This window comes from Winogradskyella sp. (assembly GCF_013042245.1).
Taxonomy (GTDB): domain Bacteria; phylum Bacteroidota; class Bacteroidia; order Flavobacteriales; family Flavobacteriaceae; genus Winogradskyella.
Genome location: NZ_JABDQL010000146.1, coordinates 1 through 18,340, shown reverse-complemented (window position 1 = coordinate 18,340; position 18,340 = coordinate 1). Strand labels below are relative to the sequence as shown.

The 18,340-nt window shown below is 33.4% G+C and carries 15 protein-coding genes; 12 read left to right on the top strand and 3 right to left on the bottom strand.

Annotated features, from left to right (window positions below; translation table 11 throughout):
* Nucleotides 1-10: 10 nt before the first annotated feature.
* Nucleotides 11-2,806 carry a TonB-dependent receptor gene (locus HKP48_RS11360; protein ID WP_296345926.1) on the top strand — a complete coding sequence of 932 codons (2,796 nt, stop codon included), beginning with the start codon at nucleotides 11-13 and terminating at the stop codon, nucleotides 2,804-2,806.
* A gap of 119 nt (nucleotides 2,807-2,925) precedes the next feature.
* Entirely contained in the window at nucleotides 2,926-4,482 is a 1,557-nt protein-coding gene (locus HKP48_RS11355) for a M20/M25/M40 family metallo-hydrolase (protein ID WP_296345924.1), read from the top strand.
* A gap of 52 nt (nucleotides 4,483-4,534) precedes the next feature.
* Here the strand turns inward: HKP48_RS11355 and metK are convergent, their stop codons facing one another.
* On the bottom strand, nucleotides 4,535-5,791 hold the full coding sequence (gene metK / locus HKP48_RS11350) for a methionine adenosyltransferase (protein WP_296345923.1): 1,257 nt from the start codon (nucleotides 5,789-5,791) through the stop codon (nucleotides 4,535-4,537).
* Between the two features lie 346 nt (nucleotides 5,792-6,137).
* Here metK and HKP48_RS11345 point away from each other — a divergent pair, with 346 nt between their 5' ends.
* The 3 genes from HKP48_RS11345 (at nucleotide 6,138) to HKP48_RS11335 (ending at nucleotide 9,210) form a co-directional block, all read left to right on the top strand.
* Complete coding sequence (locus tag HKP48_RS11345; protein WP_296345921.1) at nucleotides 6,138-7,046, top strand: IS1595 family transposase; 909 nt, start codon at nucleotides 6,138-6,140, stop codon at nucleotides 7,044-7,046.
* Nucleotides 7,047-7,231: 185 nt separating this feature from the next.
* Nucleotides 7,232-8,323, top strand: coding sequence for an acyloxyacyl hydrolase (locus HKP48_RS11340; protein WP_296345919.1), 1,092 nt, complete (start codon nucleotides 7,232-7,234; stop codon nucleotides 8,321-8,323).
* Between the two features lie 140 nt (nucleotides 8,324-8,463).
* Nucleotides 8,464-9,210, top strand: coding sequence for a head GIN domain-containing protein (locus HKP48_RS11335; protein ID WP_296345917.1), 747 nt, complete (start codon nucleotides 8,464-8,466; stop codon nucleotides 9,208-9,210).
* Here HKP48_RS11335 and gldA read toward each other — a convergent pair.
* A complete protein-coding gene (gene gldA, locus HKP48_RS11330; RefSeq protein WP_296345914.1) occupies nucleotides 9,203-10,096 on the bottom strand; it encodes a gliding motility-associated ABC transporter ATP-binding subunit GldA in 894 nt (297 codons plus the stop codon). The genes HKP48_RS11335 and gldA overlap by 8 nt on opposite strands.
* Before the next feature lie 262 nt (nucleotides 10,097-10,358).
* Between gldA and HKP48_RS11325 the strand changes: the two genes are divergently transcribed.
* From HKP48_RS11325 to HKP48_RS11310, 4 genes are read left to right on the top strand one after another with little or no spacing between them, the layout of a single operon-like run.
* Nucleotides 10,359-11,192, top strand: coding sequence for a prephenate dehydratase (locus HKP48_RS11325; protein ID WP_296345912.1), 834 nt, complete (start codon nucleotides 10,359-10,361; stop codon nucleotides 11,190-11,192).
* A complete protein-coding gene (locus tag HKP48_RS11320; protein WP_296345910.1) occupies nucleotides 11,189-12,334 on the top strand; it encodes an aminotransferase class I/II-fold pyridoxal phosphate-dependent enzyme in 1,146 nt (381 codons plus the stop codon). Before HKP48_RS11325 ends, HKP48_RS11320 begins: the two co-directional genes overlap by 4 nt.
* 1 nt (nucleotide 12,335) lies before the next feature.
* Complete coding sequence (locus HKP48_RS11315) at nucleotides 12,336-13,187, top strand: prephenate dehydrogenase (RefSeq protein WP_296345908.1); 852 nt, start codon at nucleotides 12,336-12,338, stop codon at nucleotides 13,185-13,187.
* A gap of 15 nt (nucleotides 13,188-13,202) precedes the next feature.
* Complete coding sequence (locus HKP48_RS11310) at nucleotides 13,203-14,285, top strand: bifunctional 3-deoxy-7-phosphoheptulonate synthase/chorismate mutase type II (RefSeq protein WP_296345905.1); 1,083 nt, start codon at nucleotides 13,203-13,205, stop codon at nucleotides 14,283-14,285.
* Between the two features lie 59 nt (nucleotides 14,286-14,344).
* Here HKP48_RS11310 and HKP48_RS11305 read toward each other — a convergent pair whose 3' ends face one another.
* On the bottom strand, nucleotides 14,345-14,824 hold the full coding sequence (locus HKP48_RS11305; protein WP_296345903.1) for a hypothetical protein: 480 nt from the start codon (nucleotides 14,822-14,824) through the stop codon (nucleotides 14,345-14,347).
* Between the two features lie 253 nt (nucleotides 14,825-15,077).
* On the opposite strand from HKP48_RS11305, the gene rsgA reads away from it, so the two are divergent.
* From rsgA to HKP48_RS11290, 3 genes are all read left to right on the top strand, one after another.
* Nucleotides 15,078-16,028 carry a ribosome small subunit-dependent GTPase A gene (rsgA, locus tag HKP48_RS11300; RefSeq protein ID WP_296345900.1) on the top strand — a complete coding sequence of 317 codons (951 nt, stop codon included), beginning with the start codon at nucleotides 15,078-15,080 and terminating at the stop codon, nucleotides 16,026-16,028.
* 187 nt (nucleotides 16,029-16,215) lie between these two features.
* Nucleotides 16,216-16,668 (top strand): D-aminoacyl-tRNA deacylase, encoded by a 453-nt coding sequence (dtd, locus tag HKP48_RS11295; RefSeq protein WP_296345898.1) that lies wholly within the window; start codon nucleotides 16,216-16,218, stop codon nucleotides 16,666-16,668.
* A 70-nt stretch (nucleotides 16,669-16,738) separates the two neighbouring features.
* The gene (locus HKP48_RS11290) at nucleotides 16,739-18,274 is read left to right on the top strand and encodes a DUF3857 domain-containing transglutaminase family protein (protein WP_296345896.1); all 1,536 of its coding nucleotides are present in this window, start codon (nucleotides 16,739-16,741) and stop codon (nucleotides 18,272-18,274) included.
* Nucleotides 18,275-18,340: the final 66 nt, after the last annotated feature.

Genomic DNA, 18,340 nt, shown 5'->3' with positions numbered 1-18,340 from the left:
AAACCAAATTATGAAAAAAATATTTACGCTACTTGCAATGATAGTAGCCCTAAACTCCTTTAGTCAAATTAAAATGTCAGGAGTTGTAAAGGATAGTATTGGCAAGCCCTTAGAGTTAGCTAATGTTATTGCTATAAATCAAGAGTCTAAAGCTTTAGAATCTTATGGAATTACTGATGCTAAAGGCGAGTATAAATTGGCACTAGGTAAAAACGGAAAATATAAAGTCCAAGTCACGTACATCGGGATGAAAACTATTGATTTAATAGTGGATACCAAAGAAGCAGATATTAAAAAAGACTTTACCATGATATTGGATAATCAATTAGATGCTGTTGAGCTTACCTATGAGATGCCGGTAACAATTAAAGGTGATACTATCGTTTACAATGCCGATTCTTTTAAAAATGGAACTGAAAGAAAACTTGGTGATGTCTTGGAAAAATTACCAGGCGTAGAAATAAATGATGCTGGGCAAATAGAAGTTGAAGGAAATGTTGTCCAAAAGCTGACGGTAAACGGTAAGGACTTTTTTGATGGCGATTCTAAATTAGCCACAGAAAACATACCTTCTAATGCGGTAGATAAAATTCAAGTATTGCGAAATTTTTCTGAAGTAGGGCAATTAAGAAATGTTACTAATAATCAAAATAATGTGGCGATTAACATCAAATTAAAAGAAGGAAAAGAAAATTTCTGGTTTGGAGACATTACTGCAGGTGTAGGTACGGCACCTTCTCCTAATGATCAATTATATTTAGTGCAACCCAAACTGTTTTATTATAGCCCAAAATATAGTGTTAATGTCATTGGCGATATGAATAATATTGGTGAACCTGCACTTTCTAATAGAGATGTCCGTAATTTTGGTGGAGGCTTTAGAGCGCCTAGTCGTGATAGCGGTACAAACTTAAATCTTGGTAGTAATGGTTTAAATGGTTTAACTAATGCTCAGAATGCTCAACAAGTGGAGTCTAAATTGTTAGCAACTAACTTTAGCTATTCACCAAATTCAGCTTTAGATTTAAGTGGATTTGTCATTTTTAATACCACAAGGTTAAACACTCGCCAAGATAGCTTTATTAATTATATACAAGTCGAAGATGACCCAAATACGACGATTGATGAGTCTGATACACCACCAAATGAGGAAACTACAAATATAGGGCGTGAGGCATCAGACCAGGGTTTAGCAAAATTAAGTGCATCTTATAAACCAAACTCTAATAATCAATTAGATTATGATGTTATAGCACGCTTGTCTAAAGATTCAGAATTACAGACTGAGGATAGTAATATTTTTGATGTAAGTTCTCAATTAGATAAGGTAACACCTTTTAGCATTAATCAAAATATAAATTATTATTATACACTAAACGAGAATAATATTTTTGCACTCGAAGCACAGCATTTAATCCGTAATGAAGATCCTTTTTATAACGCATTTCTAAATAATGAACCAGATGCTAATCCCACTCCGGAAAATCCAGGTAATGACCCTTATGACAGTACTGCGCAGTCACTAGGCTTAAATCAAAGTCTAGATTTTTACAGACTTGGCCAAAATCAAAAAGTAAAATCTAATCAATTAGATGCCAAGGTAGATTACTATAATATCTTAAACCCAAAGAGTAATATTAGTTTTACATTAGGTACAATATTAAGTCGTCAAGATTTTGACTCTGATATTTTTCAGTTTTTAGACGAAAATGACTCCAGTAATACACAAGATATTAATCCAACTATAGCTGACCGAGACGGTAACGTGTTAGGTGCAATAAATGACACGCAGTATAATTTTAGTGACATTTATTTAGCAACTCGTTATAATGTAAGGACTGGAAAATTTACATTTAGACCAGGCTTATCTGTACATGCATATGGTAACCAGAATGTGCAATTTGGAGAAAAATTTGAAGATAATTTCTTCAGAATTCTTCCTGAGTTAGAAGCCAGAGTGCAATTTAAAAAGTCAGAGAGCTTAACATTTAATTATCGTATGAACAATCAGTTTACAGATGTTACTAGCATTGCTGAAGGTTTAGTACTTAATAGTTTTGATAGATTATCTTTTGGTAACTCTGAATTACAAAATGGATTGTCACATAGTTTAAGTTTATTTTACAGAAGTTTTAATTTGTTTAATAATACTAATGTTTTTGCGAGAGTAGCTTACAATAAAAATATAGACCAAATTAGAACGGATACTCGGTTTAATAGTGTAGTAACTACAAATACGTTCTTCAACTCTCAGTTTGCAGATGAGACACTTTCAGCAATAGGAAGTTGGAGTAAAAGATTTGGAAAGATACAAACTAGATTGGGTGTAAACTTTAATTATAGCTTAAGGAATCAGCTTAATCGAGGAATACCTTTCGTTAACGAATCGTTTTCTCAAACGTACAACTCTGAGATTAGAACAAATTTCAGAGAAGCGCCAAATGTAAGATTAAGATACCGTTTTCAAATTACAGATAATGACCAAGGTCTAAGTAGTACAAGATTTATCGTCAATGAGCCATCGATACGTTTTGATGCATACATATGGGATGCTGTCACTTTTGTTACCGATTATTCATATTTAAATCAAGATAATGGACAAGAGTCTATATCAAATCAAGTATGGAGTGCTAGGTTGGGCTACAGAAAAGACAGAGATGCCAAATGGGAATATGAAGTAAGAGCAAGTAACTTATTAAATATTGACGCTAGAGTGAATAATGGTGCTGGTGATATATCTGTATTTTCTTCAGAAACATTCTTACAACCAAGATTCATAACATTTAGAGCGATTTATACATTATAACTCTAAAAAAAATTAAAAAAGCCTATTAAACGTTTGTTTAGTGGGCTTTAACATTTTATGGATTTTGGATGTGACTCAATTATTGTAATTTGTTGGTCTAACTAACAAAAATCAAAATTATGAAACGTTTCACAGGATTATTTTTGGTCGTTACTATGTTCAGTTTTAGTATAGCCACTGCACAGGATAAAGACCCAATTATTGAAGCCATTGTTAAAGAAGCTAATGAAAATTCTCAATTAGAAAATATTGGGCATGAGCTTATGGATGTCGTAGGTCCGCGTTTAGTAGGTACACCACAAATGCTCAATGCACATAATTGGGCTATAGAAAAATACAAGTCTTGGGGTATTGACGCTAAAAAAGAAAAATGGGGCGAATGGCGCGGTTGGGAACGCGGTATTACACATATAGATATGATATTGCCACGTGTGCAATCTTTAAGAGGTACGCAATTAGCATGGAATCCAAGTACAGGTTCAGAAGGTGTTACTGCAGAAGTGATGGTATTGCCAGAGAATATAAAAGACTCGTTATCATTTCAAAAATGGTTGCCAAATGTAAAAGGGAAATTGGTGTTAGTTTCTATGAAGCAACCAACGGGTCGTCCAGACTATAATTGGGAAGAGTTTGCTACAGAAGAGTCTTTTCAAAAAATGAAAGACGATAGAGATGCACAATCAAAAGCTTGGCGAGATAACATTCGTAAAACGGGTTATAGCACACGTTCAATTATTCCGATATTGGAAGATGCAGGTGCTGCAGGAATCGTGGCAAGTAATTGGTCAAGAGGATTTGGTGTAAATAAAATATTTAGTGCTAGAACAAAGAATATTCCAACTGTAGATTTAGAATTAGAAGATTACGGTATGTTATACCGTTTAGCCGAATCAGGCAATACGCCAAAATTAAAAATTGTTGCAGAATCAAAAGAGTTAGGTCGTGTACCAACATTTAATACTATTGCAGAGATTAAAGGTTCAGAAAAACCAGACGAGTATATAGTGCTATCAGCTCATTTTGACTCATGGGATGGTGGCACTGGAGCTACCGATAATGGTACAGGGACGTTAGTAATGATGGAAGCGATGCGTCTATTAAAAAAATATTATTCTAATCCTAAGCGTACAATTATCGCAGGACATTGGGGCAGCGAAGAGCAAGGTCTTAACGGGTCTAGAGCATTTGTAGAAGACCACCCAGAAGTTGTGGATGGATTACAGGCTTTGTTTAATCAAGATAACGGTACGGGTCGCGTTGTGCGTATTTCTGGTGGTGGATTTTTAAACTCTTACGATTATTTGTCACGTTGGTTGTATGCGGTACCTAATGGTATTTCCAAACATATTGAGACGACATTTCCTGGTATGCCTAGTGGTGGCGGTTCTGATTATGCGTCATTTTTAGCTAAAGGTGCGCCAGCTTTTAATTTAAGCGCATTAAACTGGTCGTATTGGAATTATACTTGGCATACTAACAGAGATACTTACGATAAAATTGTTTTTGATGATGTAAGAAACAATACTATTTTAACAGCAGTATTAGCTTATATGGCTTCAGAAGATGCAGAGAAAACATCTCGTGAACAAATTGTATTACCAATTAACCCAAGAACAGGAAAACAACGTACATGGCCAACACCACGCTCACCTAATCGCGATGGTGGTAGAAATTAGAAATAAAAAAGCCTTCCCAATTGAGAAGGTTTTTTTATTATTATCGAGATAACTAAATTCCAAAAGCAGCTTTCACTTTATCTACGTAATCTAATTTCTCCCATGTAAATGTCTCTACTGTTTCGGTAACTTCTTCACCCATTGGGTTTTTAAAGGTTAAGGTTTTAACCTCAGGAGTACGTCCCATATGCCCATAAGCAGCAGTTTCAGAATATATAGGTGTTCTTAACTTTAAACGTTGCTCAATAAAGTATGGACGCATATCAAAAATAGATTCAACAATCTTGCTAATTTCACCATCGGTCTTATCTACGGTAGCTGTACCATAAGTTTCAACATTAATACTTGTAGGTTTTGCAACGCCGATGGCGTAACTGACTTGTACTAAAACTTCCTTGCATAAACCAGCAGCAACTAAGTTTTTTGCTATGTGTCTAGTGGCATAGGCACCAGATCTATCGACTTTACTTGGGTCTTTACCAGAAAAAGCACCACCACCATGGGCACCTTTACCACCATAGGTATCTACAATAATCTTACGTCCAGTTAAACCAGTGTCGCCATGTGGCCCACCGATTACAAATACACCTGTTGGATTGATATGATATGTAATGTTATCTGTAAATAATTTTTGAATATGTACTGGTAATTTAGCAACCACACGAGGTATTAAAATTTCTACGATATCTTTTTTTATTTGTGCTAACATGACATCGTCACTAGCATCAAAATCATCATGTTGCGTAGATAATACAATGGCATCGATACGTTGAGGTACATTATCGTCGCTATACTCAATAGTTACCTGAGATTTTGCATCAGGACGTAAATAAGTAATGTCCTTGTTTTCGCGACGTAACTCTGCCAATTCCTTTAATAATCTATGCGAAAGCTCTAAAGCTAATGGCATATAGTTTTCAGTTTCGTCAGTAGCGTAACCAAACATCATCCCTTGGTCACCTGCACCTTGATCTTCTGGTTTTGCACGATCTACACCTTGATTAATATCTGGAGATTGCTCATGGATTGCAGATAAGACACCACAAGAGCTTCCGTCAAACATGTATTCACTTTTAGTATAGCCTATTTTATTGATGACATCTCTTGCAATTTGTTGGACATCTAGATAAGTGTCAGACTTTACTTCTCCTGCTAATACTACTTGTCCTGTTGTTACTAAGGTTTCACAAGCAACTTTAGAGTTCTTATCAAATGCTAAAAAGTTATCGATTAAAGCATCACTAATCTGATCTGCTACTTTGTCTGGGTGACCTTCAGAAACACTTTCTGAAGTAAATAAATACGCCATAAATTCTACTTAATTTCAAGATTTGACGTAATTGTTTGGAAAGCATAACACTGTATTTAGCAATTTTTTCCAGAGGTTGCAATCAGTCAAATCATTCCTCTTTTGTTGAGCTGCAAAAATAGGAAATTCAATTTGGTCTAAAAACAATCGATGTTAAAAAGATTTAAATTTTAAGGTTCTCTTAATAATAGAAAAACAAAATATTGTTTAGATTTATTTTTGGCATTTATTAATATTTGTAAAATAAAAAAAATCCAAATAATTTGTTTCTGTAAATTATTTTATTAAATATCCGTAATTACACCTAATTTTGTATATTACATTGATTATAAAAACATTATTAGCTGTGAATATTTTTAGTTTTACTGCGGAATTTGGAAGCGAAGAAGAATGCCGTCTTCATTTTAAGCAAGAAAGAGATACACAAGGCGTATTTTGTAAGAAATGTGGTTGTAATGACCATTATTGGTTAAAGAATAAATGGAGTTATCAATGTAAAGCATGTAAGTTTCGGACATCATTACGTAGTGGTACTATTATGGAGAACTCGAACCTATCCTTTTTAATATGGTATCGTACAATGTTTTTAATGAGCGTAACTAAGAAAGGATTTTCCGCCAAAGATATACAGCGCCAATTAGGTTTGAAGCGTTATGAACCTGTATGGTCTATGGTGCATAAACTACGTAAAAGTATAGCGAAAAGCGGTGAGCGTTACACTCTAGAAGGCATGATAGAGATGGATGAAGGTTATTTTACAGTAGCATCAACAGATATAGAAAAATCTCAAGCTAAGCGTGGTCGTGGAGCAGCAGGTGAAAAGAATGTAGCAGTAATGGCAAAAAGTGTTATTTTAGAAGATATAGAAACTGGTAAGAAATCTAGCCAAGCAGGTTACTTTAAGGCTAAGGTATTAAATACACATTCTTCAAAAGAGATTGATGATACCATTGAAAGCTCATTAGATAAGAGAACTATTGTTTTTTCTAACAAAAGTACTTCCTATGTCGATATATCAGATTATGTAGAACTACATGTTACTGAAAAATCTAGTGAACAAACCACAAAAGACACTCTCAAATGGGTTCGTATTTTAATAAGTAACGCTAAAATAACACTCTTGTGCAATTATCATAAAATCAAGGGAAATTATTTACAGCTCTACCTAAATGCATTTGTGTATAAGGTAAATAGACGATATTTTGGAGAAAAACTGTTCGATAGAGTGGTTATTGCATCTATAAACGGTGTTTGATTTAGGTATAAAAACAGGTATTTAAAAAAAAGCGATGAACATATTTAAAAAATATAATACCCAGCTAAAATTTGTAATCCAAATTATTGGCACTAGCTTTTAGTAGTTTACTTTTGGATTACATACTGTTTAGAGTAGTTATTTGAGAGACTATTTTACTTACATTTGCTTTTCAATATCTCGAAATGCAAAAAAAAGTATTAGGTTTATTTTGTTTATTCTCTGTAGTATTATCTGCACAAAATAAAACTTCAGAATCATATTTAGACTTTAATTACTTTAAAGGTACTATAGCATTACACAATAACGATATTCTTGCGTTAATAACAGGCCAGCCTGAAGGTTTTATTTTAAGCTGGAACAAAAAAACCTTTGGAAAAGAGGCTTGGGAACAACGTTATAATTATCCAGATTATGGCGCTTCATTTATCTATCAAAATCTTAAAAATAAAAATTTAGGAAATAATTTTGGGTTCTATGCACATTATAATTTCTATTTCCTAAAACGGAATTTAATGTTACGAATTGGTCAAGGTATAGCCCACACCTCAAATCCTTATGATAGGAATGGTAATCCAAAGAACATTGCTTTCGGAACTCGACTATTGAGTAGCACATATCTAATGCTTAATTATAAAAAAGAAAGGGTTTTTGACCGTTTTGGATTTCAGGCAGGAATATCCCTTATTCATTATTCAAACGCGAATGTAAAAGCGCCAAATACAAGTATTAATACCATTGCGTTAAATGCTGGTGTAACCTACAATTTAGATGAAGAAAATGAACAATATATAGACGACTTGGATTCAGAAAAGTATACAGAGCCGATTAAGTACAATTTTGTATTCCGTAGTGGAATCAATCAAAGTGATATTGTGGGTAGTGGACAATACCCGTTTTATATCTTATCAGCATACGCGGATAAGCGTATTAATCATAAGAGTGCCATACAATTTGGAACAGATGTATTCTTTTCAAACTTTTTAAAAGAGTTAATTCGCTTTCAAAGTACAGCAGCTCTAGGAAATGGTGTTGCGGGAGACGAAGATTTTAAGCGAGTTGGACTTTTTTTAGGTCACGAATTGTTTATCAATAAAATATCTATCGAAACACAGTTAGGCTACTATGTCTATTACCCTTTTGATTTTGAAGGAAGAACGTACTTAAGAATAGGTCTAAAACGTTATTTTGGTGACAGACTTTTTGGAGCTATTACTTTAAAATCTCATGGTGCAAAAGCAGAAGCTGTAGAATTTGGAATCGGTGTAAGGTTATGAAACGAGCATGCTAAACATATTATCACCCAAAGGAATGATTAATAGCGAAAAGCATGTGTATGAAAATTTTACCTAAAAGGGATTCTTAGCAGTTTAATATAAAATGTTGAAAACATGAACTTTAAACATAATTTATTCGTATGAAAAAATTAATATACATATTGTTTATAGTACTTTGTCTCTCTTGTGATAGTGAGTCTGCATCAGACTGTTTTCAAAAAGCAGGAAGCATAATTGAAGAAGAATTATCTGTGGCTAATTTTGAGAGAATTTTGGTCAATCGGGATATTGAATTAATTATAAAACAAGGTCCAAGTCAAATAGTCAGAGTACAAACAGGAGAGAATTTATTAAACGATGTTGTGGTTGAGGTTATAGGAAACCAACTAGTGCTCACGGATAATAATATCTGTAATTATGTCCGTGATTTTGGGATTACAAAAGTGTTTGTAACCATACCAAACTTAACCGAGATACGTTGTTCTACCCAATTTGAAATAAAATCTGACGGTATTTTGAATTTTGAAAGTTTAACTTTGTTATCTGAAGATTTTAATGCCCCAGATAGTTTTCCTATAGGAGATTTTAGATTGAATCTAGATGTTGAGAATTTGAATGTAGTGTCCAATAATTTGTCCTTTTTTTACCTTTCGGGTGAGGCAGAAAACTTAAATGTTAATTTTGCCGCTGGAGACGGACGTTTTGAAGGTGAAGATTTTATAGTACAAAATATTTCAATTTTCCATCGTGGTTCTAATAACATGGTGGTAAATCCACAGCAATCGATTACAGGAACTATATTTTCTACAGGAGACGTGATTTCCGTTAATCAACCTCCAAATGTTGATGTAGAAGAAGTTTTTAATGGACGTTTAATTTTTAACTAGTCAACTCCCTAAATAAACTTTCCAAGCTAGTATTTTTTTGATTGAGTTGAATAATTTTTAAGTCATTATCATGGGCAAAATCAAAGACATGAGAGCGCATGTCTTTTTTGGTAGAAAAAGTGATTTCGTAAACAAAACCGTTTGTGTTTTTTACCTTGATTACTTTTGGGAGTTTTAGTAAAAAAGCATCTTCCACACGATAATCAAACTCTACAATAACTATTTGTTCTTGATCTTCGCGTAAGTCTGCTAAATGTTTATCAGCTACAATTTTACCTTTATTAATAATAATCACACGGTCGCACATGGCTTCAACTTCTTGCATAATATGAGTAGACAAGAAGACAGTCTTTTCTTTTCCAATGGTTTTTATAAGATTTCTAATATCTACCAATTGGTTAGGGTCTAATCCTGTTGTGGGTTCATCTAGTATTAAAACATCAGGATTGTGTAATAAAGCATTCGCTAATCCTACCCTTTGACGATAGCCTTTTGAGAGCTGACCAATTTTTTTGTGAGCTTCAGGCGTTAAGCCGGTCATTTCTATAACCTCTTCAATACGTTGTTTTTTTACTTTATATACATCAGCATTGAAGTTTAAATACTCTCTAACATACAACTCTGTGTATAATGGATTGTGTTCAGGTAAATATCCTACAGATTTTTGTACGTTATGTTTACTCGTATTAATATCAAAATCATTAACCTTTGCTTTACCTTCAGTAGGGTTGATATAAGTGGTCAATATTTTCATCATGGTAGATTTTCCTGCACCATTTGGGCCTAAAAACCCAACTATTTCTGCAGATTTTACAGAAAAGGAAATATGGTCTAGCGCTTTTTGATCGCCATAAACTTTGGAAATATCTTTAACTTCTATAGACATCTAAAAAAGGTTTTTTCAAAAATAGGTATTAAAAAGAAAACGTAATTACGAAAAAAGTATTTCAACTATTTTTATTTTTCGATTTATTAGTTACTTTAGCAAATGTTATAATTAACTATGCAAGCAAATTCAAGATATTACAACTGGTTTTTCTACTTTTTTAATAAAAGAAGCGAGGCTTAGTATGTAATATTTAAAGCATATAATTAAAAAGTCTCGATTTAACATCGAGATTTTTTTTGTTTAGAACTTAGAGATGATAATGAATAAAATAGATAGTATAGCCATTCAAGGCATTAAAGGGTCATTTCACCACAGTGTTGCTGAGGCGTATTTTGATGAAATCAAAGTGCTTTTGGAATGCATGACTTTTGATGCACTTGTAGATTCACTTTTAGAAAATAAAGTCGAGGTTGCTGTTATGGCTATAGAAAATTCTATAGCAGGATCAATAATCCCAAATTATGCTTTAATTGATAGTCATGACTTGCATATTATTGGAGAATATTATTTGGATGTTCAGCATCATTTAATGGCATTATCAAATCAAAGTATTGAAGAAATTAAAGAAGTACATTCGCATCCTATGGCATTATTACAGTGCAAGGAATTTTTTAAAAGCTATCCTAAAATTAAACTAGTCGAGGCTAAGGATACAGCAGATGTAGCTAAATCTATTTCAGAAAATCATACAAAAGGAATTGCAGCCATTGCTAGTAATTCAGCTTCTAAATTTTATGGGTTAGAGGTTTTGGCAAAAAGCATTCAAACTATAAAGCATAATGAAACGCGCTTTGTTATTGTAAAACAATATAACAACTGTGATAGCAAAAGAATAATCGATAAAGCTTCACTAAAGTTTGAATTGGACCATAAACGAGGAAGCTTGGCTGCCGTACTTAACGTATTGAGTGATTGTAAGCTGAGTTTGACTAAAATTCAATCTTTACCAAAAATTAATACACCTTGGAAATACGCTTTTTTTATAGATGTTACTTTTGACAAGTATTCGGATTACGAAAAAGCAAAATCTATAGTAAATATTATGGCAGAAAATTTTAAAGTTCTTGGTGAATATAAAAACGCAAAATTATGATAGAAGTAGCTGACCGATTAAAACAGGTAGAAGAATACTACTTCTCAGTAAAATTAAAGGAAGTTGCTTTTTTAAAGTCACAAGGCAAGCCTATTATTAACCTTGGTATTGGTAGCCCAGATTTGGATCCGCCATTAAAAGCTGTTATGGCTTTGGAGGAAAGTCTACATCATGCAGGTGCGCATAAATATCAGAGTTATCAAGGTATTCCACAATTTAGAGATGCTGTTGCGGATTTTTATAAAGCACGTTATAAAGTTTCATTAAGTGCAAAAACTGAGGTGTTACCGCTAATGGGAAGCAAAGAAGGTGTCATGCATATTTCAATGGCTTTTTTAAATAAAGGAGATTGTGTTTTAATCCCTAATCCAGGATATCCAACCTATGCTAGTGTTGCAAAATTGTTAGAAGCTGAGCCCATTTTTTACGATTTAAAGGAAGATAATAATTGGTTGCCAGATTTTATCGCCTTAGAGCGTATGGATTTAAGTAAGGTGAAAATTATGTGGACTAATTATCCAAATATGCCAACAGGTAGTAATGCTCCTCACAAATTTTATGATGACGTTATCGCTTTTGGAAAACGTCACGATATTTTAATAGTAAATGATAACCCATACAGTTTTATCCTCAACGATAACCCAAAAAGTATACTGCAGTATAGAAATTCAAAAGATGTATGTTTAGAGTTAAACTCTATCAGCAAAACTTTTAATATGGCTGGTTGGCGAGCAGGTATGGTTGTTGGTAACTATGATTATGTGAACGCAGTTTTAAAAGTGAAAAGTAATATGGATTCTGGAATGTTTTATGGCATTCAAAAAGGTGCTATCGAAGCCTTAAAGAGTTCAAACATGTGGTTTGAAAGTTTAAATAGTATTTATAGAAAAAGACGAAAATTGGTGCGAGAATTAGCCGAAGCGCTTAATTGTACTTGTGATGATGATGTTTCAGGACTATTTGTTTGGGCAAAATTACCACCACATATAAAGAGTGAAGAATTTACAGATTTAGTACTTAAAGAGCACAATATATTTATTGCTCCAGGAACTGTTTTTGGAAGTAATGGTGAAGGTTATGTGAGGTTTTCTATTTGTGAAGAAGAATCAGTTATTAATGAAGCTATTGCAAGAGTAAAGTAAGATGAAGAATGTGGCTATTATAGGAGTTGGATTAATAGGCGGAAGTTTTGCTTTAGATATAAAGTCAAAATATCCTGAAGTTAAAATTCGTGCTATCGATGCCAATGCGAAACATATACAAGAGGCTATAAAATTAGGTATTATTGATGGAGAGACTTCAATTAAAGAGCTTTCAAAGGAAGATATAGTGATTGTTGCAATTCCTGTAGATGCAACTATAGAAATTTTAGCTCAAGTTTTAGATAACATCTCAGAAAATACTGTTGTTTTTGATGTTGGTTCAACCAAACAGAATATTTGTTCCAAGGTTAAAGAGCACCCAAACAGAAGAAATTATTTGGCAGCACACCCTATCGCTGGTACGGAATTTTCAGGGCCAAAAGCGGCAATTACTGGTTTGTTCCAAGATAAAACTAATATTATTTGCGAGGTCGAAGAAACCGCTTTTAAACTTCAGGAGAAAGTTTTGAAGCTTTTTTTAGACTTAGGGATGCGTATTCGGTATATGAACCCAAAAGCTCACGATAAACACATTGCATACGTTTCGCATTTATCGCACATTAGCTCATTTATGCTAGGAAAAACTGTGATTGAAAAAGAAAAAAACGAGCGTGATATTTTTGATATGGCTGGTAGTGGATTTGAGAGTACAGTACGCTTAGCTAAAAGTTCACCAGCAATGTGGACACCAATTTTTGAACAGAATAAAACTAATGTTATTGAAACATTAGATGAATACATAAACAACTTAAAGCATTTCAAAACCTTGATGGAGAATGATGATTTTCAATCGGTCTATCAAGAAATGGAATCAACAAATTATATAAAGCAAATTCTTAACGGAATTAAATAAAAGAAAAAGGAAAATATGGAAAATAAAAAAGAATTGAGAAACTGGCTAGACGCTTTTGGGTTAGACCATCCGTTAGTTATTGCTGGTCCATGCAGTGCAGAAACAGAAGAACAAGTGTTAAAAATAGCACACCAGTTAAAAGATAGTGATACTACCGTATTTAGAGCTGGTATTTGGAAACCAAGAACACGCCCAGGAAATTTTGAAGGTGTCGGAGCTCTTGGACTCAAATGGATGCAACGTGCAAAAGAAGAAACAGGCTTGTTAACCACTACAGAAGTTGCTAATGCTAATCATGTAGATTTAGCTTTGAAACACGATATCGATATACTTTGGATTGGAGCACGTACAACGGTGAGTCCATTTATTGTACAAGATATCGCAGATGCTTTAAAAGGAACCGATAAAACTGTTTTAATCAAGAATCCTGTAAATCCAGATTTGGCTTTATGGTTAGGAGCAGTAGAACGCTTTTATACGGCAGATGTAAAGAATTTGGGTGTAATTCATAGAGGGTTTTCAACTTATGAAAAAACGAGATACCGTAATAATCCAGAATGGCAAATTGCAGTAGATCTACAAAATCGTTTTCCAGATTTACCATTAATTTTAGACCCATCTCACATTGCAGGACGTCGCGATATTATTTTTGAGCTTAGTCAAACAGCATTAGATTTAAACTATGATGGTCTAATGATAGAAACACATCATACTCCAGATAAAGCATGGAGTGATGCAGCTCAACAAATCACACCTGATACGTTGATAAAATATACTGAAGATTTACGTATACGTAAAGAGATAGGGGAAGCTGCTGAGTTTAAAAATAAGATTAACACACTCAGAACTCAGATAGATGTAGTTGACCATCAGCTCATAGAGATGTTGGGGAAACGTATGAATATTGCAGATGCTATTGGTCAGCTTAAAAAGGACCATAACGTAGCTGTTTTACAATCTAAACGATGGAACGAAATTTTAGGAAAAATGATACTCGAAGGTGAAGGAAAAGGACTAAGTGAAGATTTTGTACTCCGAATGTTTAAAGCAATCCATCAAGAATCAATTAATCATCAAGAGAGAATTATAAATAATTAAATTAATACAAAAAAAGGATTGCAATTTGCAAGCCTTTTTTTGGAATATAAATTATTTTATTATTCGGTATAGCCTAAGCGTCTTGAAGCTTTTCTCATAAGCTTATTTACTAAATCGTCTGAATCACTTCCAATACTTCCTCTTACTTTTTTGTTATAGTTCCATAATAATTCTGCATCTGTGCCATTATGAATGCTCATGTTTAATACCGCCGAATTTGTTGAGCCAAAAAAGCCAAATACCATTCCTAGGGCTATTGAAGCACCATCAGACATGGGTTTGTCAGTTTCGAATGTGCCTGAAATTACAGCATCTACCTCTAATATTTTTGCCAAATCTTCTGGTAACTGATCTTGTATGTTTTCATATGTGATACCAGATTTTTTAAGTATTGCATTTGTTCTTTTAGGGTCTTGTACATTAACTTTCAATGTTCCTCTTTTTTTTCTTTTTAAGAACCAAGAATACATAGCGACTTGAAGTCCTTCTCCTTCAGCTTTTTCTATTCTCTCCAAATCACCTTCTTTTAACTCTTTCATTTTTTTTGGCCTTAACTTAACAGTAGTTTTGAAAGGAACAACAGCAATTATTTTATGATCTTTAGTTTAGTTATCAAATTCAGGATTTTGATAAAGGTTTGTCTGTCCAAAGACAGATAAACAAAACAATGATAAGATCGATAATAATAAGATTTTTTTCATAGTAATTGATTGTGTTAAAAATTATTGTCGAATATAAGTAATAATTATATCATTATCTTTTTGTAAATGTTGTTACTTTGTAAAGTAATCTATGACAGGAACCGTATACAAATCAACAGGCAGCTGGTACACCGTAAAAACACCAAACGGTAAGTTTTACGAGTGCCGTATAAAAGGGAAATTTAGAATTCAGGGTATTAAAAGTACAAATCCAATAGCTGTAGGAGATAATGTAACTTTCGATGTTGAAACAAAAAATAATACCCAAACAGGTGTTATAAACCGTATTGAAGAACGAAAAAATTACATTGTACGCAAGTCTGTAAACCTCTCCAAGCAAACTCATATTATTGCATCTAATATTGACCAAGTGTTTTTATTAGTCACTATAGAAAATCCACCTACATTTACTAGCTTTATAGATCGATTTTTAGTTACCGCAGAAGCTTATAGTATAAAAACTGTTTTGTTGTTTAATAAGATTGATGCTTATGATGAAGAAACTATAATGGAAGTCAGATACTTAGCAAGTATTTATAGAAAAATAGGATACGAATGTATTGGTATTTCAGCGACTACAGAAAAAAATATTGATAAAGTAAAAGAGCTGATGATAGGAAAAATATCAATGTTTGCAGGTCATTCAGGAGTTGGAAAATCTACTTTGGTTAACGCTATTGAGCCTTCATTAGACCTCAAAACTAAAGAAATATCAAACCTGCATATGCAAGGGCAACACACAACAACATTTGCAGAGATGTTCGATTTAAGTTTTGATGCAAAAATTATTGATACGCCAGGTATTAAAGGTTTTGGAGTTGTAGACATGGAAAAAGAAGAAGTGGGCGATTATTTCCCGGAGTTTTTTGCTTTGAAACAAGATTGTAAGTTTAATAATTGCTTGCACCTAAAAGAGCCAAAGTGTGCCGTTAAAGCTGCTTTAGAAAATGATGAGGTGTCCTATTCTAGGTATCGAAGTTATATTCAAATTTTAGAAGGTGAAGACGAGCATTATAGAACTGATAATTGGGATGAAAATTAAATTATGAAACGCGCATGCTAAACATACTATCACCCAAAGGAATGATTAATACCGAACAGCATGTGTCCTTAAAAAAACAATAAATATAAACACATGAAAGCCCATAAAGGGCATTTATCAGACAGCGTTCAACAACAATCGACATAATTAAATTCTAAGCAAAAGAATATTACAAAAATTTAAATAGGTGAAAGTAGTTATACAGCGCGTCTCCGAGGCATCAGTTACCATAAATCATAAAACAGTAGCTTCAATCAAAACGGGTCTTTTAATTCTCTTAGGCATAATTGAAGAAGATACACAGGAGGATATTGATTGGCTATGCCGAAAAATTTCAGGATTACGTATCTTCTCTGATGATAATGGCGTCATGAATAAATCTGTTATAGACGTTAATGGCGATATTATAGTTGTTAGTCAGTTTACACTACATGCCTCTACAAAAAAGGGCAACCGTCCAAGTTACATTAAAGCAGCAAAACCAGAACTTGCAATACCACTATATGAAGACTTCAAGGTAGCTTTACAAAAAGCAATTGATAACACTATTCAATCAGGAGCATTCGGAGCCGATATGAAAGTGAATCTACTAAATGATGGCCCGGTTACCATAATTATTGATAGTAAAGAAAAAGTGTAAGAATAAATTTACATTAACCTTTTGATTAATTACTTTTCAAGTGTTATATTGTTCAACAATTTAAATTTGAATGAAGTATATAAAAGGACTATTTGTTTGTGTCTTTTTTCTTTTGTTTGCAGTTTCTTCGTCTCAGTCAGACATAGATTACAAAGCTAGTACGATACCAATAAGTTTAAAAGTTAAAGCCAACGCAGTAGTAAGGTTTGATAAGCAGATTATCGAAATCAATGATTTTGACGATATGTATGTTACTACAACACGTATTGTAACTGTCTTTAACGAGTATGGTAATCGTCATCAAAATGCCTATGAGGCTTATGATAGTAATACTAAAATAAAGAAAATGGAGGCCTGGATTTATAACGAGTCTGGGAAAGAAATTAAAAAATTTAAGCTTAGGGATTTTTCTGATCAAAGTGCTGTAAGCGGAGGGACATTGTATTCTGATAATCGTGTAAAATATTTGAGTTACACACCGGTCAAATATCCTTACACTATTGAGTATGTTTCAGAGGTACAAATGAAAAGTACAGCCTTTGTGCCTCAATGGCGTCCCATAGATGATTATTATGTGTCGGTAGAAAATTCTGAATACAAAATCGTCAATAATTCAGATGTAATAGTTAGAACAAAAACAGAAAATTTTGAGGCTTATAATATTGAAGTGTTATCAGAGACTCATGTAAAAGCCAAAACATTAAGTGGCATTAAGTACGAAGCATACAATCTAGGAATTTCTAATATTATACCGAGTTTAAAACCTGCATTAAGCACCTTTAATATGGAAGGTGTTAAAGGCGAAAACAATAATTGGGAAGACTTTGGGAAATGGATGTACAACAAGTTAATTGCTGGTACAGATGCAATTCCGCAATCAGCAATTGATGAGGTAAAAGCATTAACTGCAAATACAACAGACAACCTCGAGAAGGCAAAGCTTATATACCAATACATGCAAGATAAAACTAGATATATTAGTGTTCAAGTTGGTATTGGAGGATGGAAGCCTATGGATGCCATGGATGTTGATAAATTGGGATATGGAGATTGTAAAGGCTTAACCAATTATACCAAGGCACTTTTAGAAGCTGTCGGAGTGCCGTCTTATTATACCGTAGTATGGGGAAATGATGATATAAAAAGCATTGATAGTGAGTTTTCTGTAACCGAAGGAAATCATGTTATTTTATGCCTGCCTAATAATGAAGAAAATATCTTCTTAGAGTGCACAAGCCAAACCAATCCCTTTGGTTTTACAGCTGGTTTTACAGATGATAGAGATGTGCTTTTGGTAACTCCAGAAGGTGGTAAAATAGTGCATACCAAAGTATATGACGCAGAGGACAGCCAGCAAATAACAACGGCTAATGTAAATTTAACATCTACTGGAGATATATCTGCACAGGTGGAAGTAAAAACAACAGGGTATCAATATAGTTTGCACCAGCATGTTGTCAATAAATCCTTAAGAGATCAAAAATTAAACTATAAAGAATATTGGGATTATATAAATAACTTGGAAGTAGCAGCAATAGATATTACTAATAATGCGAATCAAGAGTTAAATATTAGTGTTATAAAGGCTGCGGCTAATCGTCCATAAACATGTAGACTCAGTCCTTTAGTAGATCTCACCTTACTCGCTTTCTGTATATCTGATTTTTCAATA